Origin of the sequence: Streptomyces sp. NPDC056144, assembly GCF_042264145.1 — a bacterium.
Taxonomy (GTDB): Bacteria; Actinomycetota; Actinomycetes; order Streptomycetales; family Streptomycetaceae; genus Streptomyces.
Genome location: NZ_JBHJVF010000002.1, coordinates 563235 through 581226 on the forward strand (window position 1 = coordinate 563235; position 17992 = coordinate 581226).

The following is a 17992-nucleotide window of genomic DNA, read 5'->3' on the forward strand; positions in this document are numbered from 1 at the left end:
TCCCGCGCCACCGCCGCCCCCGCGAGGGGCGGCGGGAGGGACGTCACTTGCCGGGAGCCTGCGCGTAGTCGCCGAAGCCCACCCAGTCGAGGGCCACGCACTGCTCGTCGCCCAGCACCCAGGCGTCATGGCCGGGCTGGACCTCCATGAAGTCGCCCGCGCCGAACTCGACGGTGTCCCCGTCGTCCATGACGACCTTCATCCTGCCGCTGACGACGTACCCGACGTGCGAGGCCTGGCAGCTGTCCGTGCCGACGATCGGCTTCACGTGCTTGGACCACTGCCAGCCCGGCTCGAACACCGCGCGGCCGACCGCGCCGCGCGAGCCGTTGAGCAGGTCGAGCCTGCCCTTTCCGTCCTCGAAGGGACGGGTCTCGTCCGCTGAATCGAAGCTCTTTCTGACGATGCCGGCCATCATGCTCTCCCGGCGTGAAGGAGGTCGGGCCCCGAGTCCTCTTCCAGGCTACGCCGGACGGGGCTCGCGCTCCGCCGGAGCGCCCGGGAAGATCCCTTTTCCCTTTGGTGATTCCGCGCATATGCGCACCGAATTTTCTGTGCGCTTCGACCATGGGACAGATCTACACATAAAGACCAGATAAGCGCACAATGAAGCAGCGGTAAGGAAATGCCGCACTGCGGTCGCATACGCATGACGCCAGAAGGAGGCGAGTCGTATGGCCGACGTCTCTCACCGTCCCGGTGATATCGCGGGACACCCGGATGCCTCGGAAATGCGGGACCGTTACGCCCGCGTTCTCCAGACCCGAGGTGTCGCGGCGGTGGAGGAGCTCGTGATCCTCGCCGGACTTTACGCCGCGATCTCCGCGTGGACGGTCCACTTCTCCGCAGCCCGCCCCGAACTCGCCCTCACCAACCTGGTCGTCGGACTCTCGATCGCGGCGCTCGGGTTGTGCATGTCGATGGCCCCGGAACGGTCTCAGGACCTGAACTTCGTCGTCCTGCTCCTGGGCGCGTGGCTCATCGTCGCCCCGTGGGTGGTCACGCGTAACCCCGACACCGGAATGATCCTGAGCAACGTGATCACCGGCGCGTGCGTCTGTCTGTTCTCGCTCACGGCCGGCGGACTGCTCATGAGCAAGAGAAGGACATGACGTTCTGACCCCTCCCACAACAGCGGCATCTCCCTTCCCAGGGATGCCGCTGTTCCGCGTGGCGCTACGGAGAACCTCCACAACGGATCATCGCCGCCGCGCAACTGTTGCCCTCCCGACGGTTTCAGCGGTCCGGTTCTGCGCAAAACTCCCTCCACGGGACTCGACTTCTCGGGGGGAAAAATGAACTGGTACTTCGACGTTCTCAAGAGATACGCGGACTTCGGCGGACGCGCGCGCCGCAAGGAGTACTGGATGTACTCCCTGTTCACCTTCATCGTGGTGGCCGTGCTCGCGATCATCGACTTCACTCTGGAGACGTACCCGCTGCTCGTCGGCATCTACTTCCTGGCCACCTTCCTGCCGTCGCTCGGCGTGACGGTCCGCCGTCTGCACGACACGGGCCGCTCGGGCTGGTGGTACCTGATCTCCTTCGTGCCCCTCGTGGGCCCCATCGTCCTGCTCGTCTTCACGGTCCTCGAGGGCGAGCGGCACGCCAACGCCTACGGGAACGACCCCAAGGCCGCGTGACACGTACCCGATCCACGCGGGCCCACGCATAGAGCCGGTACGGCGCAATTCGCCGTACCGGCTTGTGCGTGGCGGCGCACGACCCGCTTCCCCGGCCGCCCCTAGCCTCGGCCCGAACGGCACCAACGAGGGGCGGTACCACCCGTGAACTGGCACATCCACGACTACCGCGAGAGCGATCTCGCCGCCGTCGTCCATCTCATCGACACCACGGCCGAGCTCGGGCAGGAGTCCGTCTTCTCGCTCGCCGAGTGCATCGGGGCCCTCACCACCCGCCAGCCGGCCGTCGTCGCCGTCCACCAGGGCGTCCCGATCGGCGCCGCGCTCGCCTGCGTCTCCGGCGAGCGGGCCTGGGTGATGCGGGTCGCGATCTCGTCCGCGTGGCGCGGCCGGGGCCTCGCCAGCGCGCTGCTCGTGGAGCTGGAACGGCGGCTCGTGGCCGCCCGGGTCGGGCGGATCGCGTACGTCCTCCCGGAGGAGGAGCTGCTCGGCGAGGGCCTGCTCAACGCCGGGTACACCCGCCAGCCGGCGGTCGCCTACTTCGAGAAGGTGGAGCCCCTGCACGGCCCGGCCGCCGGGCTCCTCGATGACCTCGGCGGGCGGCTCCTGCCGGGCGACCTGTGGGCGAAGGTCGCCGGGATGGAGCGCGAGAAGGACCTCATCGAGCGTCGGGTGGTGCTGCCGCTGGCCGAGCCCGAGCGGGCCACCCGGCACGGCGTGCGCCCGCCGCGCGCGGTCTGCCTCTTCGGCCCGCCCGGCACCGGCAAGACGACGTTCGCGCGGGGCATCGCCTCCCGGCTGGGCTGGCCGTTCGTGGAGATCCTGCCGTCCCGCCTCGCCGACGAGGGGAACCTCGCCGCCGCCCTCCGGTCCGCGTTCGCCCGGATCGCCGAGCTGGAGCGGGTCCTCGTCTTCATCGACGAGGTCGAGGAGATCGCCCCGGTCCGCTCGGAGCCCGCGCAGCCCGGCGGGATGCACGGCGTGACCAACGAACTCCTGAAGCTGATACCGGGGTTCAGGGAGCGGGACGAGCGGCTGTTGGTCTGCGCGACCAACTCGATCCGCTCCCTCGACCCGGCGTTCCTGCGGCCGGGCCGCTTCGACTACCTCATCCCGATCGGTACGCCGGACAAGGCGGCCCGCGCGGCGATCTGGGCCCGCTACACGGACGGGCGGCCGGAGGTCGACGTCGACGAACTCGTCCTGGCGAGCGACCAGTTCACTCCGGCGGACATCGAACACGCGGCCCGCATCGCGGCCCAGGCGTCCTTCGAACGCGACCTGGTCTCGGTGCCCGGCCGAGCCGCCGACGCCCCCGCCCCGGGCGCGAGCACGGCCGACTACCTGGCGGCCATCGGCGAGTGCCGACCGACGGTGACCCCCGCGATGGTCGACCAGTTCGCCTCGGACATCACGACGCACGCCCGGACCTGAGGGCGAACTCCGCACAGGCGGAGTCCAGTTCGGCCCTGTCGGGCGGCTGGGCGCCGGCGCGGGAGACGGTGACGGCGGCCGCCGCGCCCGCTCGGCGCAGCAGCTCCGTCAGGGAGTCGGTGCCGAGCGCGCCGAGCTCTTCCCTGCCCCGCCCGGCGAGGGTGTCGAGGACGGCCGACATGAACGAGTCGCCCGCTCCGACGGTGTCCACGACGGCGACGGCCGGGGCGTCGGCGCGGACCGTCTCGCGGCGGGTGACGGCGAGGGACCCGTCCGCGCCCCGGGTGACCAGCACGAGCGCGGGGCCGAGGGCGAGCCACCGCTCCGCGACCGCCTCCGGGCTCTCGCCCGGGTACAGCCAGGCGAGGTCCTCGTCGCTCGCCTTCACCAGGTCGCTGAGGGCCACACACCGCTCGACACGCGCGACGGCCTCCGCGTGCTCCCCCATCAGTTCGACGCGCACGTTGGGGTCGTAGCTGACCGTGGCCCGGTCGCGCAGTGCCGCGGTCTCCGCGAGCACGGCCGTCGATCCGGGCTCGGTGACGGCCGCGATCGACCCGATGTGCACGTGGGTGAGGCCGGGGGCGGGCGCCTCCGGTGCCGGGTCCGCCTCCCACGTCCAGGCGATGTCGAAGGTGTACGTGGCCTGGCCCCGCTCGTCGAGGCCGACGACCGCCGACGGGGTGCGCGCGGGCGCGCCGCCGACCCGCACCCGTACGCCCGCGCCCTTCAGGTGCTCGGCGATGAGCCGCCCGTTCGTGTCGTCGGCGAGCTGGGTGAGGAGGGCGACCTCCCGGCCGAGGCGGCCGAGGCCGTAGGCCACGTTGGCGGGGCTGCCGCCGGGGTGGACGCGGTCGGCGGCGCCGGACCCGGCGGGGGCGCGGACGATGTCGGCGACGCACTCGCCGATCACCAGGAAGGACATGGGTCAGAGCTCCTTGGCGTAGGTGTCCTGGTAGCCGGCCCGGCCGCCGAAGACGTTCAGTCCGACGTGACCGGCGGCGTAGGCGGCCGTCTGGTCGGTGTGGTCGATGATCCGGTTCCCGTCGAGGAAGACCTGGACGCGGGTGCCCTGGTGGACGACCCGGAGATGGTACGTCGTGCCGTGCCGCAGCAGCGCGGGGACGCGGGCGAGGGCGGCCGCGTCCTCGAAGGCGCCGCCGCGCCGGACGACGAGCCGGAAGGCCCGCAGGTCGGGGTCCACGTTGAGGACGTATCCGTCGGCGCCGTCGGACGAGGCCCGCCAGATCAGGGAGGCGGCGCCCCGGGTGGTGCCGTCAGGACCGCCCAGCCGCAGGAGCGTGGCGAGTTCGAGGTCGGCGAAGCGGCGCGTGGACATCGCGTCGCTGTCGCGGTCGAAGACGGCGGTGTGCCCGGCGCCGGTCGGCTCCCAGTGCCCCGCGGGAACGGCGGTCAGGGAGCCGAGGTCGGTGCGGAACTCTCCGGCGGGCGGGGCGGCGGGCAGGGCGGGGAGGGTGTCGGTGAGTCTGCACGTGGACGCGAGCCGGTGGAAGGCGAGGCGGACGATGCCGACGGTGCCGCCTTCGGTGGTGAAGGCGATGCCGACGGCGTCGGGGTCGGGCAGCACCAGGCTGGTGATCACGGCCTCGCCCGCGCCGCCGAAGACCTCCACGGAGGAGGAGTCGACCAGGATCCGCAGCCGGACCGTACGGCTGCCGTCGGGGGCGGACGTCGCGGGGAGCGGGGCCTCGGTGCGGCCGGCGAAGTACCGGGTGAACTCGGCGCGTCCGGCGGCCGTCCTGTCGACGAAGAGGCGCTCGCGGACGGCGTCGTACCCGACGAGGGTGGCCTGCCCGGCCTTCGTCCGCAGGCGGAAGGCGCAGCTCGTGGCGGCACCGGTGGCGGGAAGCCGGAGCTCCGCCTCGATCTCGTACGTGGTGCCGGTGAGCCCGGAGCAGGGGTCGGGCATGCCGGTTCCGGCGACGAGGTCCTGGCGGATCACGGTGCCCGTGCGCAGTGACGCGGCTTCGGGGACGGGGAGTTGCCGGAGGACGTATCCGTTCGGGCCCTCGGTGAGGGTGAGTTCGCGGGGGACGGAGTGCTGTCCGTTCCAGGGTCCGGTCGGGGCGCTGAACGGGTAGTCCCAGTTCGTGGTCCAGCCAAGCCAGACCCTGCGCCCGTCGGGCATGTTGTCGAAGCTGATGGCCGCGTAGAAGTCCCGGCCGTGGTCGCTGCGGGGCGCGGGTCCGGGCGCCTGGTGGGCGGTGAAGGCGGTGCCGTTCCAGTCTCCGGTGAGGTAGCGGGCGGTGGAGCCGTCGGTGGCACGGAATGCTCCGGTGCTCAGCGTGAGCACCCAGACGGTTCGGGCGGGGTCACCGTCGGCGGCGAGCGGGAACAGGTCCGGGCACTCCCAGACCCCGCCGCCCGCCGTCCAGTCGCCGTAGCCGAAGGAGCTCGTGTACGTCCAGTGCAGGAGGTCGCGGGAGGTGAGGAAGCGGACGTGGTCGCCGCCGGAGATCACCATGACCCACTGGTCGCGGGCCTCGTCCCTGACGACCTTCGGGTCGCGGAAGTCCCACCCCCCTTGCGGGCCGCCGGGGTTGCCGATGAGCGGCTCGGCCCCGCCGTACCACTGCCAGGAGCGGCCCCGGTCCGTGCTGTACGCGGCGCGGACGGACTGGTTTCCGCCGATCTTGTCGGGGTGGTAGCTCGTGTAGTACGCGATGAGGCCGGGGGTGCCGCCGAAGAGCCCCGAGGCGTCGGCGGTGTCGACGACGGCGCAGCCGGACCAGCAGTGGCCGTACGCGTTCCACGGCAGGGCGTGCGGGAGGGAGCGCCAGTGCAGGAGGTCCGTGGAGACGGCGTGGGCCCAGCGGCCCTCGTCCTGGTGGAAGAGGTGGTACTCGCCGTCGAAGTGCAGGAGCCCGTTGGGGTCGCTGGCGAGCCCGGCGCGGCCGGAGTGGTGGACGGCGGGGCGGTACGGCTCGGTGAAGTGGTCGCGCGCGTCGGAGACGTACACGTCGTCGAGGTACGCGACGCCGCCGGTCGCGACGAGGCCGACGGTGTCGCCGGTGGCGGTCGCTGGTGCGCGGAGGGTCTGGACCCCGTCGACGTACACCGTGAACTCCCCTTGGAGGAGGTGGACTTCCACGCGGAAGGCCGTCCCGGTACGCAGGGGCCGTACGGGCGGGGGCGCGGTCGCGAGCACGGTCCGCCGCGCGTGGTCGAGGAGTCGTACGGCTCCGGCGGCGGGGTCGAGCACGACCTCGTGGCCGCGCACGAGGAGGCCTGCGGCTCCGGCGCCCGCGAGGCGGACGTCGGCGGAGGCGACGAGGTCCGGTCCGGCCGGGGCGGGCGCCACCCGGACGCCGTTCTCTCCCCGCAGGCCCTTCAGGTCGCGGGTCCAGGTGCCGGAGAGGGTGGTGGCGCCGGGGAGTTCGGCCTGCGGGCCGGACGCCGTGATGTTCCCGAAGGACACTCGCCCGTTGTAGGCGAGGAGGCCGTGGCGGCCCGAGAGGTGCGGGGCCGGGGCCGGGTCCTCGACGTCGATCACGGGGTCGTATCCGTCGGGCCGGAGGAAGTCGCTCTGCCAGTGGACGCGCAGGCGGCGCCCTTCGGCGACGACGCTCAGGCGGTGGACGGTGCCGGTCGCGACGGGGGTCGCGTACGTGCCGAGCGTGGTGTTGCCGTCGATGCGGTAGAGCCGCAACCGGCCCTGGTTCGGGTCGACTTCGACGGCGTACCCGCGGCTGCCCGTGGCGTCGGCCCGGAGGAGCAGCGTGGCGAGGGCGTACGGGTCGTGGACGAGGACGTCGGCCCGGAAGGCCGTGTCGTGGGACTCGTCCGCGGCGACGTTCCTGATGTTGACGTCGGCGGGCGCGTCGGCGGCGAGGCCGAGCGGGGTGGGCGTCCAGCTGCCGCCGCCGGTGGCGGTCCAGCCGGAGAGGTCGGTGGAGACGGCCCAGGCGCGGAGCGGCCCGAAGGTGACCGTCCCGTCGGTGGCGAGCAGGCCCACGTGACCCGAGGCGTGGCGGAGGTTCTCGACGGCGAGGACCTGACGGCCGTCGACGAGGACGGTCAGGGCGGGCCCGTCGAAGACGGCCTCCAGGTTCTCGCCCGCCCCGGCCGCCCCGGTGGCGAGGGTCGCGCCGTCCGCGAGGTCCGTGACCGTGACCTGGCCGGTGGCCGGCCGCAGGTGCACGGCGTACCCCTCGGCGCCGTCGGGCGTGGCCCGCAGCACGAGCGCGCCCCGCGCCTGCGGGGTCGCCGGGTCGGCGACGACCCGGACGGAGCAGCCGGCCCGGCTCCCGATCCGGTGCTCGGTCATGGCGAGCGCGGCCCCGGCGGTGGCGGTGGCCCGCTGCCCACCGTCGGCCGTACGCAGCCAACTTCCCTTGTACGGAAGGGGGTCAGGCAGTGGCGACCCGGCGGCCGGGGGCTCCGAGGCCCCCCGCGGCGCGGGGAGCGGGACGGGAGCGGCGGCCGCGGCCGCGCCGGTCGGGAAGGTGGGCAGGAGGGCGATCCCTCCTGCCTGGAGCAGGGAACGGCGGCTGAGTGGGGAGTACATGGCAAGGCCTCCTCGGCGGTGGGGTGGCGCTTGTACGGATGCGAACAGGGGTGGGGCGGCCCGCCTACGGCCAGAGCGCCCGCGGGGCCGACTCGATCGGGGCCATGTGCCAGGCGTCCAGGCGTTCCACCTGGGCGTCGCCCGCCGTCTCCAGCGAGATGCCGATCGCCTCCTCCGGGCGCGTCGGGTAGACGCGGGCCGTCAGGGCGCGGCCGTTGGCGAAGATCTCCAGGGCCGAGTGGTCGACGAGGACACGGAGTTCGACCTCGCCCGCCGGGCCGAAGGGGAGGTCTCCGTGGCGCGGAGCACGGTCGGTGTCGGGATCCAGGCTGCTCGTCTCGCGGTGGAGCCGGAGCGTGCCGGTGGCTCCGGAAGGGTCGCGGGTGAGCTCGACGACCGTGCGTTCGGCCCCGTCGGGGGTCTCCCGTACTCCGAGCCGTACCGTCGAGCCCGCGGCGAGGCGCAGGCTCAGTTCCAGGTCGAGCTGGTCGCCGCGGACGGCCTCCGGGTCGCCGTGGACGTGGTCCCGGCGGAGCCGGACCAGTTCGGGTACGGGGGTCTGGGCGAGGGCCCCGTCGGCGCCCTTCGTGACGAGGCGGGGCAGGGACATGACGCCGGACCAGCCGGCGCGGGCGGTGGCCTCCTCGCCCCTGCCTTCCTGGAGCCAGCCGAACATGATCCGGCGGCCGCGCGCGTCGCGGGTCGACTGGGGGGCGTAGAAGTAGTTCCGGCCGTAGTCGAGGCGGTGGAGGGCGCCGGGGGTGAAGCGGTCGCCCTCGTACCGGCCGGTCCAGTACAGGGGGTGGTGGGTGGTGCCCTCGTCCCAGGCGGAGAAGGCGAGGACGTCGGTGCCGTCGACCCGGAAGAGGTCGACGCACTCCCACATGGTGCCGGTCCAGTCGAGGTCGGCCGGGGTGCCGTGGCTCGCGTCGCCGGTGAGGAGCGGGCCGACGTACCGCCAGTCGCGCAGGTCGTGGGACTCGTACAGGAAGGCCGTGCCGCCCTGGCCCCGGACGCCGGAGCCGACGAGCTGGCGCCAGACCTCCCCCTCGCGCCAGACGCAGTGGTCGCGGTACGCGGTGACGTCGACGCCCGCCGGGGGCGCGGCGATCACGGGGTTGGCGGGGTCCTTGGTCCAGTGCCGCAGGTCGGGACTGCCGGTGGCGACGCAGGGGAGTTCGCGGTCGCCGTGGCGGCCGGAGTAGACGAGGGTGGGCACTCCCCCGTCGTCGACGAGGACGCCGGACCAGCAGCCGTCGCGGTCGGGTCCCGTGGTGCCGGGGACGAGGGCGACGGGCTCGTCGGTCCAGGTGACGAGGTCGACGCTGGTGGCGTGGCCCCAGTGGATGCGGTGGTGGGCGGGGGCGAGCGGGTTGTACTGGTAGAAGAGGTGGTAGACGCCGTTCCAGTGGGTGAGCCCGTTGGGGTCGTTGAGCCAGCCGCCGGGCGAGGTGAAGTGGAAACGGGGCCGGTGGGGGTCGCGGAAGGCCCGCTCGGCGAGGCCGTCGGCCAAGGCGGGGGCGGAAGCGGGGGTGGCGACGGGGGCGATCAGGTCGTGTGTCATGCGGCGGGGTTCTCGGCTTCCGGGGAGGCGTCGTCGGCGGTCTTGAGCACCCGGTGGGCGATCTCCTGGGCGGGCGGGTACAGGTGGCAGCGCACCCAGTGCGGCTGTCCCCCGTCCTCGCCGACGACATGGCGTACGGGTGTGGTGGCGTCGCAGGTGCCGTCCTCGTACGGGCAGGACTCGGGCGCGAGGACGGCGGCCCGCAGCCGGGCGCGCGCGGCCTTGTCGTAGCCGGTGCGGCGCTCGGGGTCGGGCACGGCGGAGAGCAGCAGGCGGGTGTACGGGTGGGCGGGGGCGTCCATGACGGCGAGCGCGTCGCCGCCTTCGACGAGTTCGCCGGCGAACATCACGCACGTGGTGTCGGCGAGGTAGCGGGCCGAGCCGAGGTCGTGGGTGATGTAGAGCATGGACAGGCCGCGCTCGTCGCGGAGGCGCCGCATCAGGTTGAGGACGCCGACGCGGACGGACACGTCGAGCATGGAGGTCGGTTCGTCGGCGAGGAGCACGCTCGGTTCGACGGCGAGGGCGCGGGCGATGGCCACGCGCTGGCACTGGCCGCCGGAGAGTTCGTGCGGGTACGAGTCGAGCATGTCGGCGGTCAGTCCGACCTCCTCCATCAGCGCGGCGAGCCGTCCCCGGTCGGCGGGGTGGCCGTGGAGGACGAGGGCGCGGGTGAGGAAGTGCTCGATGCGGTGGACGGGGTTGAGGGAGCCGAAGGGGTCCTGGAAGACCATCTGGACCGTGCCCCGGTACGTACGGGAGGCGCGGCGCCGCTCGGTGCGCAGGACGTCCCGGCCGTCGAGGAGGATCTGCCCGGAGGTGGGCTGTTCGAGGCGGGCGAGGCAGCGGGCGATGGTGGACTTCCCGCTGCCGGACTCGCCGACGAGGGCGGTGATGCGGCCGGGGGCGAGGTCGAGGTCGACGCCGTTCACGGCGCGGACGCGGCGGCGGGAGAAGACGGTGCCGACGGGGAAGTCCTTGGTGAGGCCCCGGATCTGGAGCAGGGTCATCGGGGGGTGCCTCCTGTGCGTTCCGGGTCCCTCGTCAGCGCGGCCCAGCGGCCCGGGGTGATCTCCCGCAGGTCGGGGATGCGCGTGGAGCAGTCGGCGCGGTCGTCGGGGCAGCGGGCGTGGAACCCGCAGCTGTCCTCCGTGCGCGGGGAGTCGAAGAGCCCGGAGAGCTCCCGGCGCGGACCGGTGAGCGGCGGGAAGGCGTTCATCAGCGCCTCCGTGTACGGGTGGAGGGGCCGGGCGAACAGTTCGTCCGCCGGGGCCACCTCGACGAGCCGGCCCCCGTACATCACGCCCATGCGGTCCGACAGTTCGACCATCAGGGACATGTCGTGGGTGATGAAGAGGACGGAGAAGCCGAGCGCGCGCTGGAGTTCGCGGATCTGCGCCATGATCTCCTGCTGGACGACGACGTCGAGCGCGGTGGTCGGCTCGTCCATGATGAGCAGGCTCGGCCTGAGGGCGACGGCCATGGCGATGACGACGCGCTGGCGCATGCCGCCGGAGAGCTGGTGCGGGTAGGCCTTCAGGCGGTCGGGGCCGATGCCGACGAGGGCGAGGAGCTCGGCGGAGCGCTCGCGTGCCGCGCGTTTGCGGAGCTTCTCGTGCGTGGTGAAGATGTCGCCGATCTGCTCGCCGATGGTGAGCACGGGGTTGAGCGAGTTCATCGCGGACTGGAAGACCATCGCGATCTCCCGCCAGCGGAAGCCGCGCAGTTCGCGGGCGTCCATGGCGAGGACGTCCCGGCCCTGGAAGCCCACGCGCCCGGCGGTGATCTCGGCGGGCGGCTTGAGGAGCCGCATGACCGCGTTGGCGACGGTCGACTTCCCGCAGCCGGACTCACCCGCGAGGCCGAAGATCTCGCCCGCGCCGATGGAGAAGGAGACGTCGTCGGCGCCGACGACGCTCCGGCCGTCGCTCCGGTACTCGACCCGCAGGCCCTGGACGTCGAGGACGTTCACTTCTTCCCCTTCCGCCGGGACCGCAGGCGCGGGTTGGTGATCTCGTCGACCGCGTAGTTGACGAGGGAGAGCGCGAAGGCGACGAGCGCGATGCACAGGCCGGACGGGACGAAGGCCCACCAGGCGCCGGTCATGAGGGCGCCGTCGTTCCCGGCCCAGTAGAGGTTGGTGCCCCAGCTGACGACGGAGGCGTCGCCGAGGCCGAGGAACTCCAGGCCCGCCTGGGCGCCGATGCCGAAGATGACGCAGCCGAGGAGGGTGGTCATCACCACCGAGGCCATGTTGGGCAGGATCTCCCGGAACATGATCCGCAACGGGCGTTCGCCCGTGACGACGGCCGCGGCGACGAAGTCCTTGCCGCGGATCGAGGTGGCCTGGGCGCGCAGCACCCGTGCCGACCCGGCCCAGCCGGTGATGGTGAGGACGAGGACGACGGTCGCGGTGCCGGGCGGCAGGAAGGCGGCGAGGATGACGAGCAGCGGCAGCCCCGGCACGAGCAGGAAGACGTTCGTGACGAGGGTGAGCAGGTCGTCGACGAGCTTGCCCAGGTAGGCCGAGGAGAGTCCGACGAGCAGCGCCACCAGCGTGGCGGCGATGCCGACGGTGAAGCCGACGAGCATCGAGCTGCGGGTGCCCCAGAGCGTGAGGGCCAGGACGTCCTGGCCCTTGGCGGTGGTGCCGAGCCAGTGGCCGGCGGAGGGCGGGGTGGCGCCGAGGTCGGTGATGAGCGACGGGTCGCCGGGGGCGAGGAGCGGGGCGCCGAGGCCGAGGAGCGTGAAGACGGCGAGGATCAGGAGTCCGGTGCGGGCCTTGCGGTCGCCGAGGAGCCGGCGGGCGAGACCTCGGCGGGTTCTGCGCTCTGCGGCGGCGCGCCGCGCGGGCGGGGGCGGGCCGGGTTCCCTGGGGACGGCCCCCGTGGTGTCCGGGGTGTCGAGGACGGTCATGGCGGTGGTTCCCTCCTCAGCGGACGCGGACGCGCGGGTCGAGCCGGACGTGGACGAGGTCGACGACGAAGTTGGCGAGCAGGACGGCCGCGGTGATGGTGAGGAAGATGCCCTGCATCAGCGGGTAGTCGAGGGCCTGGACGGAGGCGAGGAGCTGGTAGCCGATGCCGGGGTAGGCGAAGACGACCTCGGTGAGGAGGGCGCCGCCGACCATGAAGCCGAGGGCCATGCCGAAGTTGGTGACCGACGGCAGCATCGCGTTCCGCGCGGCGTACCGGAACATGATCCGGGAGGGGCTGAGCCCCTTGGCCTCGGCCATCGTGACGTAGTCCTCGGCGGCGGTGGAGATCATCGTGTTGCGCATGCCGAGCATCCAGCCGCCGACGGAGACGACGACGATCGTCAGGGCCGGCAGGACGAGGTGGGTGGCGGCGTTGGCGAGGAACTCGGCGTTCCATCCGGGCACGAGCCCGACGTCGTACGCGTGCCGCAGCGGGAACCAGCCGAGGGTCACGCCGAAGAGGTAGAGCGCGCCCATCGCCAGCCAGAAGTACGGGAAGGAGCCGACGAAGATCAGCAGCGGCGGGAAGGCGGAGTCGAGGATGCCGCCTCTCCGCCAGGCGGCGAGGATGCCGAGGACGTTGCCGACGACGGCGGCGACGACCAGGGCGGTCACGCCGAGGAGCAGCGTCCAGCCGATCTGGGAGCCGATGACCTCGGAGACCGGGGTGGGGAAGCGGGACAGGGAGATGCCGAGGTCGCCGGTGGCGACGTGGTGGAGGTAGTCGACGTACTGCCGCCACAGCGGGCGGTCGTCGAGACCGAAGAGTTTCTGCAACTGGGCGATCTGGTCGGGCTGCATCGTCCCCTGGGCCTGGGCGAACATGCGGGAGACGGGGTCTCCCGGCATGAAGCGCGGCAGCAGGAAGTTGAGGGTGACGGAGGCCCAGAAGGCGATCAGGTAGAAGCCCAGGTTGCGCAGGACGAGACGCACGGGTCTGCTCCCGGTTCGGGGCACGGGGCCCCGGCGCGGTGGTGCCGGGGCCGCGGGGCGCTAGGACGTGACGGTCTTGAGGGAGGTGAGGACGAGGACGGTGGTCACGGACCTGTTGGACAGGGTCGCGTAGGGGTTGTCCTTCGTCGGCCAGCCGGTGAAGCGGCTGTCGGTGTACGCGCCCCACTCGGGCCCGGGGAAGAGCGGGACCACCGGGGCGTCGGCGGCGAACAGGGCCTGGAGCCCGTTGGCCTTGGCCCGCTGGGCGGTGGCGTCGGTGGTGGCGGCGAAGGCGTCGATGAGGGTGTCGGCCTTCGGGTCGCCGAAGCGGTGGTAGTTCTCGGTGGCCTTCTCGCCGACCGGCTTGACCTGGGCGGCGGACATGGCGCCGCGGTAGAACTCGTACGGCGTGGCGCCGTTGTTGCTCCACACGATGCCGCTGTCGAAGGTGCCCGTCTCGTACGAGGCGACGACGGCCGACCAGTCCGGGGACTTCACGGTGGCGGTGACGCCGACCTTGGCGAGGTTCTGCTTGATGATGTTGGCGACCGAGATCCAGTCGGAGGAGGCGGAGCCGACGGAGATGTCGAGGGTGAGCGGCTTGCCGTTCTTCTGGGTCCGCTTGCCGTCGGTGCCGAGCTTGTATCCGGCGCTGTCGAGGGCCTTGGCCGCGGCCTGGGTGTCGTACGTGGTCCAGTCGCAGGAGGCGACGACCTTCGGGTCGCGCCAGGTGTCGAAGGCGCCGGCGAGGCCGGTGCAGTCGGCGGGGGTGCTGTAGCCGTTCATGGCGACCTTGGTGATCTTCTCGCGGTCGACGGCGCGGCTGAGCGCCTTGCGCAGGGCGGGGTCGTCGAAGGGCGCCTTCGCCGTGTTGAGCTGCCAGTTGATCATCGCGCCGGTGGTGGGGAACCAGTAGTGGTTCTTCTCGGGGTTCTTCGCGACGAAGGACTTCTCGATGTCGGGGATGAACGACTGCGTCCAGTCGACCTCGCCGTTGGTGAAGGCGAGGTTGGCGCTGTCGTTGCCGGAGAAGGCGAGGAGGCGGATGCCGGCGATGCGCTGCTTGGCGGGCTGCCAGTACGAGGGGTTCTTGCGGAGCTCGTACGACTGGCTCTGGAATCCCTGGACCTGGGTGTACGGGCCGGTGCCGACGGGGGTGGCGTTGGTCTCCTTGGCCGGGTCGGCGATCTTCGACCAGATGTGCTTGGGCACGATGTAGTGCCCGCCTATCTCGTACAGGGACGGCGAGAAGGGCTTGGTGAAGTGGAAGGTGACCCGGTTCGGGGTGTCGGCGGTGACCTTCGCGAGGTAGTCGAAGCCGCCGAGCAGCTTCTTCTGGAGCTCGAAGGTGTAGACGACGTCCTCGGCGACGAACGGCTTGCCGTCGGACCACTTCACGCCCTCGCGGAGGGTGAAGGCGACGGACTTGCCGTCGGCGGCCTGGGTCCACGCGGTGGCGAGCCAGGGCGTGTCCTTGCCGTCGGCGGGGTTGTGGACCATGAGCGGCTCGTAGACCGCTTCCTTGGTCATGGGGGCGGCCTTGGGCGAGAAGGGGTTGAAGTTCCGGGTGAACGTGCCCATGTCCTCACGGGGGATGGTGAGGAGCTGGTCACCGGAGGTGCCGCCGGGTCCGGCCGCGCCGGCGCCGCCGGAACAGCCGGTCAGGAGCAGGGCGGCAGCGGCGGCGGTCGCCGCGAGCGCGGGGCGCAGCCGCCGCGGGGATCGGCCACGGGAAGGGGAGGGTGTCATAATGGTGGCTCTTTCCTCTCTTCAACACACCAGACGAAGACGGGACGAGAAGACTCGACGGAGCTGATTCGCGGTCAGACCGACGAGCGTTCGAGCAGCGGGCAGTCGATCGTCACCTGACGGGTGTCGAGCGGCTGCCCCGCTGCGAGGGCGGCCAGCATGTCCACGCCCTTGGCGCCCATCGCCTCGAACGGCAGGGCGAGCGTGGTCAGCTTGGGCCGCAGGTAGGCGGCGATGAGTTCCTGGTTGTCGTAGCCCACCACGGCCACGTCCTCCGGAATTCGCAGCCCACGTTCCTTGATGGCGTCGTAGGCGCCCATGGCCATCCGGTCGTTGCCGCAGAAGAGCGCGGTCGGCCGGTCGGCCCGGTCGAGCAGTTCGCAGGCGGCCGTGTAGCCGCCGTCGGCCGTCGCGTGCCCCGAGACCACGAGCGAGGGGTCCAGGGGGAGGCCGGCCTCGGTCAGGGCCCGCGCGTATCCCTCGTACCGGCCGAGAGCGGCGGGGATGTCCGGGTCGAGGTTGATGAACCCGATGCGCTCGTGGCCCGCCTCGACGAGCCGGCGGGCGGCGCGGTGGCCGCCGCCGACCTCGTCGGGGACGACGGAGGGCAGTTCGCCCTCGGCGTCGTAGCAGTTGACGAGGACCGTGGGGACCTCGCGGGCGGCCTGGGGAAGGGTGACCGCTCGGTGCCAGGTCGTGGCGTAGAGCAGTCCCTCGACCCGCTGTTCGAGGAGTTTGTCGAGGGCTGCGGCCTCCTGGGCCCGGTCCCCCTCGCTCGCGGCGATCAGCAGGAACTTCCGGTCGAGCCAGGCTCGGTCCTGGGCGCCCTTGATGACGTCGACGGCGAAGGGCGCGGTGACGATCTCGGTGATCAGGCCGTACCACTCGCTGCGCTGTGCGGCGAGGGCGCGGGCGCCCGCGTTCGGGCGGTAGCCGAGCTCGTCGATCGCGGCCAGGATCCGGCGTCTGGTCTCGTCGGGGATGGCGGCGCCCGGCCGGTCGTTCAGGACGAAGGAGACGGCCGTGCGCGAGACCCCGGCCCGTCGGGCCACGTCGCTCATGGTGACGCTGCGAGGACTCCCGGCTGCCATGGTTCCTGCTCCCCCTCGATTGCGGTGACGTCTGGGTTACGCGCTTTAGTAACGCGCGTTAGTACGACGTTGCACGCAAGTTACGGCCGAATTCCGGCCACTGTCAATACGTGGTCGTGCAGGAGGTCGGACCGGTCCCTACGCCGTGCGCCGGCGGTAGAGGACCTGGCGGGCCTCGTACTCGACGAACGACTCCGCGTGCTCCAGGCCGACGGCCTCCAGGAGGCGGCGCGAGCGGGTGTTCGCCTCCTGGGTGACGGCGACGACGCTCGGTACGTCCTCCAGGACGCGGGTCACGACGGCGGCGACCGCCTCCCGGGCGTAGCCGCTGCCCCAGTGTTCGGGCAGGAACTGGTACGAGACCTCGGTCTCGCCGTTCCGGGATTCGGGTTCGGCGGAGACGAGGCCGAGCAGGACGCCGTCGTCGGCGCGGATCACGGCGTGGAATCCGGGGGCCCCGACGATCCGGCGCCGCCTGAGAGCGATGACGGACTCGATGACCGGGCCGCCGAGGTGGCGGCGTACCTCGGGGTCGGTCCACAACCGGGTCACGGCGTCGAGGTCGGCGGTGCGGACGGGGCGCAGGAGGAGCCGCGCCGTGGTGAGGGGGGCGGGGACGGGAGGAGGGACGGCCACGCCCCCGATCATCTCAGGTGCGGGAGCGGGGGCGTGGGCGGGTCGCACGGGGTGCGCGGGGGTCAGTGGCGTCGTGGGCCGCCGCCGCGGACGACCCCGCCGAGGCTGCGCAGGGCGAGTCCCGCGGCGATCAGCGTGGTCGTGGCCACGATGAGGCAGAGGACGGTGAGGGGCGACATTCCGCCACCGGTCGAGGCGAGGGTGGCACCGGTGCCGCCGACCGCTGCGGTTCCGACGGGCTTGCCGTACATGGCGTGGTCCTTCCTGGGGTGAAGACGTGGGAGGGGGGCGGGCTCTCAGGTGGCGACCCAGCGCTCCTGGCGCCGCAGGACGAGGTCGACGAGCGACTTCACGAAGACCAGCTGCCGGAAGATGTCGTACAGGAGCTCCGGTACGAGCGGGGCGGCGAGCAGGACGGCCTTGCGGCCCGCCCTGCGGACGGTCAGCGTCCGTTCCGCGACGAAGATCAGGGTGATGACGGTCCAGAAGAGCGAGAAGCCCTGCCAGCCGAAGGAGACGAGGACGATCGTGGTGACGGTGATGAAGAGGCTCAGGGCGAGGAAGCCGATCCCGAGCATCAACTGCTGCCCGAAGTACGGGAGGGTGACGCGGGTCAGTCCGTAGTCGCGCAGGTTCTCCAGGGCTCCGCGCTGCCACCGCATGCGCTGGTGCCAGAGCTTCGGCAGGGTCGGCATGACCTCGGTGACGAGCCAGCAGCCGTCGGGCGAGACCGTGCCGTAGCCGAGGGTCTTGACGGCCTTGGTGATCTCGTCGTCCTCGGTGAGCGAGGCGAGGCTGTAGTAGCCGTCGCCGCCGCCGATCCGCCCGGCCCTGCGGGCCTCGCGGACCTCGCGGAGGACGCCGGTGCGGAACACCGTGCCGGTGCCGGTGAGGACGACGGCCTTGTTGCCCTTGCGGTGGATCTCCAGGGCGTAGCGCTCGTACTCCATGCGCTGGAGGAGGCCGAGCAGGCCGCCGCCCTCCTCGCCGAAGAAGATGCCGCCGACGGCGCCGACGGTCTCGTCCTCGTCGAGGGCGTCCACGGCGGAGCGGACGAAGCCCGGGTTGAGGACGGTGTCGGCGTCCTGGACGAGGAGGAGGGCGTCGTCGGGGAGCTCGTCGACGAGTTCGGGCAGGGCCTGGTTGAGCGCCCCGGCCTTCTTGTCCTGGTTGCCGACGGGGACGAAGACCTCCGCGCCGACGCGTTCCGCGATCTCCGCGGTGAAGTCGGTGCAGTTGTCGGCGACGACGACGATCCGGTCGGGGCGGAGGGTCTGGCGGTAGAGCCCGGCCAGGGTGGCGACGATGCTCCGTTGTTCGTTGTGCGCGGGGATGACCGCCACCAGTTCCATCGCCGTGTCCCTCCGCCGATCCCGATTGCCTCGGTTCCGACGGTCTCGCCGCGGGGTTGCGGGGCCGGTGCGGGGAAGGTGCTTT

At 72.2% G+C, this 17992-nt stretch carries 16 protein-coding genes; 3 read left to right on the top strand and 13 right to left on the bottom strand.

Going from position 1 to position 17992, the window contains the following annotated elements; translation table 11 throughout:
• Positions 1-43 precede the first annotated feature (43 nt).
• The gene (locus tag ACFC0Z_RS09055) at positions 44-415 is read right to left on the bottom strand and encodes a cupin domain-containing protein (protein ID WP_376435053.1); all 372 of its coding nucleotides are present in this window, start codon (positions 413-415) and stop codon (positions 44-46) included.
• A 316-nt stretch (positions 416-731) separates the two neighbouring features.
• Here ACFC0Z_RS09055 and ACFC0Z_RS09060 point away from each other — a divergent pair, with 316 nt between their 5' ends.
• From ACFC0Z_RS09060 to ACFC0Z_RS09070, 3 genes are all read left to right on the top strand, one after another.
• Positions 732-1112, top strand: coding sequence for an SPW repeat protein (locus ACFC0Z_RS09060; protein WP_376434365.1), 381 nt, complete (start codon positions 732-734; stop codon positions 1110-1112).
• A 183-nt stretch (positions 1113-1295) separates the two neighbouring features.
• Positions 1296-1643 (top strand): DUF805 domain-containing protein, encoded by a 348-nt coding sequence (locus ACFC0Z_RS09065; RefSeq protein ID WP_376434367.1) that lies wholly within the window; start codon positions 1296-1298, stop codon positions 1641-1643.
• A gap of 144 nt (positions 1644-1787) precedes the next feature.
• Positions 1788-3077: an ATP-binding protein gene (locus ACFC0Z_RS09070; RefSeq protein WP_376434369.1), complete on the top strand. Its 1290-nt coding sequence runs from the start codon at positions 1788-1790 to the stop codon at positions 3075-3077.
• Here the strand turns inward: ACFC0Z_RS09070 and ACFC0Z_RS09075 are convergent.
• From ACFC0Z_RS09075 to ACFC0Z_RS09130, 12 genes are all read right to left on the bottom strand, one after another.
• On the bottom strand, positions 3055-4002 hold the full coding sequence (locus ACFC0Z_RS09075) for a carbohydrate kinase (protein WP_376434371.1): 948 nt from the start codon (positions 4000-4002) through the stop codon (positions 3055-3057). The two genes, ACFC0Z_RS09070 and ACFC0Z_RS09075, sit on opposite strands and share 23 nt — an antisense overlap.
• 3 nt (positions 4003-4005) lie before the next feature.
• Complete coding sequence (locus tag ACFC0Z_RS09080; protein ID WP_376434373.1) at positions 4006-7605, bottom strand: GH32 C-terminal domain-containing protein; 3600 nt, start codon at positions 7603-7605, stop codon at positions 4006-4008.
• Between the two features lie 64 nt (positions 7606-7669).
• Positions 7670-9169, bottom strand: a complete 1500-nt coding sequence (locus tag ACFC0Z_RS09085) for a glycoside hydrolase family 32 protein (protein WP_376434375.1) — start codon at positions 9167-9169, stop codon at positions 7670-7672.
• Positions 9166-10179, bottom strand: a complete 1014-nt coding sequence (locus tag ACFC0Z_RS09090; protein WP_376434377.1) for an ABC transporter ATP-binding protein — start codon at positions 10177-10179, stop codon at positions 9166-9168. Before ACFC0Z_RS09090 ends, ACFC0Z_RS09085 begins: the two co-directional genes overlap by 4 nt.
• Complete coding sequence (locus ACFC0Z_RS09095; RefSeq protein ID WP_376434379.1) at positions 10176-11141, bottom strand: ABC transporter ATP-binding protein; 966 nt, start codon at positions 11139-11141, stop codon at positions 10176-10178. The genes ACFC0Z_RS09090 and ACFC0Z_RS09095 overlap by 4 nt, the downstream gene beginning before the upstream one ends.
• The gene (locus ACFC0Z_RS09100; RefSeq protein WP_376434381.1) at positions 11138-12085 is read right to left on the bottom strand and encodes an ABC transporter permease; all 948 of its coding nucleotides are present in this window, start codon (positions 12083-12085) and stop codon (positions 11138-11140) included. The genes ACFC0Z_RS09095 and ACFC0Z_RS09100 overlap by 4 nt, the downstream gene beginning before the upstream one ends.
• 16 nt (positions 12086-12101) lie before the next feature.
• On the bottom strand, positions 12102-13079 hold the full coding sequence (locus ACFC0Z_RS09105; protein WP_376434382.1) for an ABC transporter permease: 978 nt from the start codon (positions 13077-13079) through the stop codon (positions 12102-12104).
• A 60-nt stretch (positions 13080-13139) separates the two neighbouring features.
• Positions 13140-14828 (bottom strand): ABC transporter substrate-binding protein, encoded by a 1689-nt coding sequence (locus ACFC0Z_RS09110; RefSeq protein WP_376434384.1) that lies wholly within the window; start codon positions 14826-14828, stop codon positions 13140-13142.
• A 74-nt stretch (positions 14829-14902) separates the two neighbouring features.
• Complete coding sequence (locus ACFC0Z_RS09115; protein WP_376434386.1) at positions 14903-15919, bottom strand: LacI family DNA-binding transcriptional regulator; 1017 nt, start codon at positions 15917-15919, stop codon at positions 14903-14905.
• A gap of 138 nt (positions 15920-16057) precedes the next feature.
• The gene (locus ACFC0Z_RS09120; RefSeq protein WP_376434388.1) at positions 16058-16555 is read right to left on the bottom strand and encodes a GNAT family N-acetyltransferase; all 498 of its coding nucleotides are present in this window, start codon (positions 16553-16555) and stop codon (positions 16058-16060) included.
• 62 nt (positions 16556-16617) lie between these two features.
• Positions 16618-16806 (bottom strand): hypothetical protein, encoded by a 189-nt coding sequence (locus ACFC0Z_RS09125; protein WP_376434390.1) that lies wholly within the window; start codon positions 16804-16806, stop codon positions 16618-16620.
• A 45-nt stretch (positions 16807-16851) separates the two neighbouring features.
• Positions 16852-17907, bottom strand: a complete 1056-nt coding sequence (locus ACFC0Z_RS09130) for a glycosyltransferase (protein WP_376434392.1) — start codon at positions 17905-17907, stop codon at positions 16852-16854.
• Positions 17908-17992: the final 85 nt, after the last annotated feature.